5 protein-coding genes are annotated in these 4,687 nt (G+C 70.6%); 3 read left to right on the top strand and 2 right to left on the bottom strand.

All coding sequences use genetic code 11. The features are described 5' to 3' along the window. The first annotated feature begins 7 nt into the window (after positions 1-7). The 3 genes from AOK08_RS24650 to AOK08_RS24640 are packed head-to-tail and all read left to right on the top strand — an operon-like array spanning position 8 to position 3,289. Positions 8-1,333 (top strand): LolA family protein, encoded by a 1,326-nt coding sequence (locus AOK08_RS24650; protein WP_063794122.1) that lies wholly within the window; start codon positions 8-10, stop codon positions 1,331-1,333. Positions 1,334-1,365: 32 nt separating this feature from the next. Next, positions 1,366-2,358, top strand: coding sequence for an ABC transporter ATP-binding protein (locus tag AOK08_RS24645; RefSeq protein ID WP_055529913.1), 993 nt, complete (start codon positions 1,366-1,368; stop codon positions 2,356-2,358). Further along, positions 2,345-3,289: an ABC transporter permease gene (locus tag AOK08_RS24640; protein ID WP_055529911.1), complete on the top strand. Its 945-nt coding sequence runs from the start codon at positions 2,345-2,347 to the stop codon at positions 3,287-3,289. The genes AOK08_RS24645 and AOK08_RS24640 overlap by 14 nt, the downstream gene beginning before the upstream one ends. Here the strand turns inward: AOK08_RS24640 and AOK08_RS24635 are convergent. Together AOK08_RS24635 and AOK08_RS24630 are read right to left on the bottom strand one after the other, a co-directional pair. Next, the gene (locus AOK08_RS24635; RefSeq protein WP_055529910.1) at positions 3,279-3,845 is read right to left on the bottom strand and encodes a flavodoxin family protein; all 567 of its coding nucleotides are present in this window, start codon (positions 3,843-3,845) and stop codon (positions 3,279-3,281) included. The two genes, AOK08_RS24640 and AOK08_RS24635, sit on opposite strands and share 11 nt — an antisense overlap. Before the next feature lie 130 nt (positions 3,846-3,975). Then, the coding region (locus AOK08_RS24630; protein WP_241827076.1) for an amidase family protein at positions 3,976-4,687 on the bottom strand (712 nt) is incomplete at its 5' end.

Here is a 4,687-nt window from a genome sequence, read left to right as displayed (position 1 = left end):
GGCCGGGATCGAGGCCGAGGACGTGATGTCCCGGCGCCGCAAGGTCGTGCGGTACGCCGCCCCGGCCGTGGTGATCGGTCTGACGGTCGCGACGATCGGGCTGGTACCGGCGTTCGCCGGCTCCGGTGACCCAGATCTGCCGAAGATCAGCGCGCAGGAACTCATCGAGAAGATCGCCGCGTCGGACGTACAGCAACTGTCCGGCACAGTGAAGATCACTACGGATCTGGGGCTGCCCGACCTCGGCGGCCTGGAGAGCGGACTTGTGTCCGGCGGACTCGGAGCGGGTTCCGACGGCTCGGGATCGGCCGCCGATCCGAGTGCCAAGCTCCCTGAGCTGGCCTCCGGCACACACACGCTGCGCGTCGCCGTCGACGGCCCCGACAAGCAGAAGCTGTCGCTGCTGGAGAAGGCCGCCGAGTACAGCGTGATCCACAACGGCGACGAGGTGTGGGCGTACGACAGCGCGTCGAACGAGGCGTACCACGCGACGGCCCCCGCCTCCGAGAGCGGCAAGGACAGGGGCAGGGGGAAGGACAAGGGCGGGGACCGGATTCTGCCCGGCGAGGACGGGACCGCCACGCCCGGCGATCTCGCGAAGGAGGCCCTGAAGGCGGTCGACGACACCACTTCCGTGACCGTCGACGGCACCGTCCAGGTCGCCGGCCGGGACGCGTACAAGCTGGTCATCGAGCCGAAGTCGGCCGGGTCCACGGTCGGGGCGATCAGTATCGCGGTCGACTCGAAGACCGGGACGCCCCTGAAGTTCACGCTCACCCCGGCGAGCGGCGGTGCCGCTGTCGTGGACGCCGGTTTCGTCGATGTCGACTTCGGCAAGCCCGCCGCCTCGACCTTCGACTTCACCCCGCCCAAGGGGGCGAAGGTCACCGAGGAGAACGGCCCGGACGCCTCGGAGTCCTCGGAGGGCCCGAGCAAGGCCGACCAGAAGGAATTCGACAAGTCCCTCGACAAATACCTCGACGAGAACTTCGACGACGACCTCGACGGTGCCCTCAAGGGACTCGACAGTCACGAGGGCGTGGCGGACGGCCAGAAGGGCGAGGACTTCAAGGTCATCGGCGAGGGCTGGAACTCCATCGCCATGTTCGACTCGGGCATCGAGGGCGGGCTGCCGTCGGCCGGCGACTCGCCCGAGGCCGGTGCGTTCGGCGGCTTCCTCGACTCCTTCGGCGACAAGGTCTCCGGCGACTTCGGCTCCGGGACGGTCTTCAAGACCCGTCTGATCAACGCCCTGATGACGGACGACGGCAAGCTCTACGTCGGCGCCGTGACAAAGGACACCCTGGTCAAGGCGGCCAACACCCAGAAGTAACCGCCGTACGCGTACGACGATCGAGGGAGCCCATGGAAGAACCGTCCGCCACGGAGCCGCAGAAGGTGGACCGAGGTGACGATGACGACGACGCCGTCATCGTCACCCGGGCCCTCACCAAGCGCTACCGCGGCGGACAGCTCGCCGTCGACACCCTGGACCTCACCGTCCCGGCGGGCAGTGTCTTCGGGTTCCTCGGGCCCAACGGCTCGGGCAAGACGACCACCATCCGCATGCTGATGGGCCTGATCGAGCCGACGTCGGGCACGGCGCGGGTGCTGGGGCGGCCGATGCCCCGCGCCACCCGGGCCGTACTGCCCCACGTCGGCGCGCTCATCGAGGGACCCGCGCTGTACGGGTTCCTCTCGGGCCGCGACAACCTCGCACGGTACGACGCCGCCGACCCGACCGCCGATCCCCGCACCCGGCGTAAGCGCGTCGCCGCGGCGCTGGACCGCGTGGGCCTGACGGCCGCCGCCGGCAAGAAGGCGAAGGCGTACTCGCTGGGCATGAAACAGCGGCTCGGGCTCGCCGCCGCACTCCTCCAGCCGCGCCGGCTGCTTGTCCTCGACGAGCCGACCAACGGGCTCGATCCGCAAGGGATGCGTGAAATCCGTACCCTGGTGAGGGAGTTGGCGCACGACGGCACCACCGTCTTCCTCTCCTCCCACCTCCTCGACGAGATCGAGCAGGTCTGTACGCACGCGGCCGTGATGGCCCAGGGGCGGCTGATCACCCAGGGCGCCGTGGCCGAACTGGCCGCCGGGGCACGCGGACGGCTCGTCGTCACGACGCCCGACGCGGCGGACGCGGCCCGGGTCCTCAAGGAACAGGGCGTCGCCGACGTGGCCGTGACCGACGACCGGGTGACCGGCGAGGTGCCGGACGGCGACCGTGAACTGGCCGATCTGAACGCCGCGTTGGTCAAAGCGGGCGTTCGCGTCCGGGGCTTCGGCGCCGAACGGGCGTCCCTGGAGGACGCGTTCGTGGCCCTGACGGGGGAGGGTTTCGATGTCGCAGGCTGAGACGAGTGCCGTCCGGAAGGGACGCGGGGAACCGGGCGACCAGCCACATCAGACCGTCAGCCGCCGAACAACCCTCCGAGGCACCCTCTTCGGCCTCTTCCGCAACGAACTGCTCACCACCTTCCGCCGCTGGCGCACCCTCGCACTGCTGGCCGTGCTCGCCGCCGTACCGATCCTCGTCGGCATAGCGGTCAAGATCGAGACGGGCGACGGTTCCTCGGCCGGCCCCGCCGGAGGCGGACCCGGGAGCGGTGGCGGGGGACCGGCGTTCATCTCGCAGATCAGTAACAACGGCCTGTTCCTGGTGTTCACGGCCCTGGCCGCGACCCTCCCCTTCTTCCTCCCCATGGCCATCGGCGTCATCGCGGGCGACGCGATCGCCGGCGAGTCGAACGCGGGCACGCTCCGCTATCTGCTGGTCGCCCCGGCCGGCCGCACCCGCCTGCTCCTCACCAAGTACGCGACCACGCTGACGTTCTGCCTGGTGGCGACGCTCGTGGTGGCGATATCGGCACTCACGGTCGGCGCGATCCTCTTCCCGCTCGGTGACCTGATGACGATCTCCGGTACGAGCATCAGCTTCACCGAGGGCCTCGGGCGGGCGTTGCTGATCGCGCTGGTCGTCGCCGCGTCACTGACCGGCGTGGCGGCGCTCGGCCTGTTCATCTCCACCCTGACGGGCAGCGGCATCGCGGCGATGGCGACGACCGTCGGGCTTGTCATCACCGTGCAGATCCTCGACCAGATACCCCAACTGCACGCGCTCCAGCCCTACTTCTTCTCCCACTATTGGCTGTCCTTCGCCGACCTGATGCGCGAACCGGTCTACTGGGACGACCTGGTGAAGAACCTCGGCATCCAGGCCCTGTACGCGGCGGTGTTCGGTTCGGCGGCCTGGGCACGCTTCACGACGAAGGACATCACGGCCTGAGCGCCGGGTCCGCGTCGAAGAACGTCTTCGCACGGGTGAGGGCGTCGGTGTCGTTCAGTACGTCACCGGGCTGGCTGCCGTTGCCGAGCAGTACCCCGCCGAACCGCATCTCCATGTACGCGGCCGAGCTGCGGAGCGTGCCGACCAGCGGGTCGGCGGTCTCCGGGTCCGGCCCCGCGAGGACGGTGACGCCCCACAGGGTGCGCCCGGCGAGGCTCGCCCGGAAGTCCACACCGGGCGTGCGCAGCCAGCCCGACCAGTGGTCGAGGTAGCGCTTCACGGGGGCGGACACCGAGTACCAGTACAGCGGCGAGGCGATCACGATGTCCGTGGCCGCGAGCGTCGCGTCGAGCAGCAGAGCCGCGTCGTCCCCGGTGGGCCGGACGTGTTCCGCGTCGTGGCGCAGGTCCTCGAAGTCGGGCAGCGGATGCTCGGCGAGACTCAGCCAGCGCTGCTCGACATCGGCGGGCAGTTGTTCGGCGGCCTGGCGGGCGAGCGCCTCGGTGTTGCCGTCGCTGCGGCTGCTGCCCAGCAGGAAGAGAAAGCTGCGGTTCATGATCGGCCCTCTGTGGTGCGGTCGGCGTACGGCGTAAGACGTACGGGCGTACGGCGGATGGGCGCGCGGGATCTGCGCGTGCACGACGATTGAATGCGTACGCAGTATATGCGCGCGCATTGAATTCTGGCTAGCTTCGGCCTGGACGCCGGTTTCCGGTTCCCGCTCCAGCAGCAGGACCGGGCTTCGGCCACCGGGCCCGGGGAGCCCGCAGCCCCGCCCGCTCCTCGGCCTCCGCCATGACCCGGAGCAGCACCTCCTCCTCGCCATGCCGGGCCACCACCTGGAGCCCGACCGGGCACCCGTCCGCGCCGAAGCCCGCTGGGATGCTCGCCGCCGGGTGCCCGCTGAGGTTGAACGCCCAGGTGAGCGCGGTCGAGTACTGGTCGCCCGGGCCTTCGTGGCCGTGCGGCGGGTTCGGGGTGGTGGGGGTCAGAAGCAGGTCGGCCCGGCGGAACAGCGACTCCAGCCGTCGGTCGTTGACCTCGCGCAGCCGGTACGCCGACCTTGTGCCGTCGGCCGTACGGCCACCCGTGTCAGCGCCCGGCGCGCGCAGCGCCAGCCAGGCGGGCCCGGGGTCGTCGAGGCGTACGGGGGTGTCGTCCGGCGGCAGCAGCCGTACGACTCCGGCACCGTGAAGCCGTAGCGCGGCGCCGTGCGCGACGAGGGTGGGCCCGGGATCGGGCCGGGCGAAACCGAGGGAGCCGGACCAGACGGCGGTGAGGGGCGGCCGCGCGCCCGCCTGGCCGCGGTGACACCGACAGCCGCAGCCGCGGTGGGATCCGCGGTCGGAGCCGCAGCCGCAGCCGCAGGCACAGTCGCAGGCACAGGCACAGGCACAG

This window comes from Streptomyces graminilatus (assembly GCF_001418565.1).
GTDB lineage: Bacteria > Actinomycetota > Actinomycetes > Streptomycetales > Streptomycetaceae > Streptomyces > Streptomyces graminilatus.
This window is presented reverse-complemented; position numbering and strand designations above follow the sequence as displayed.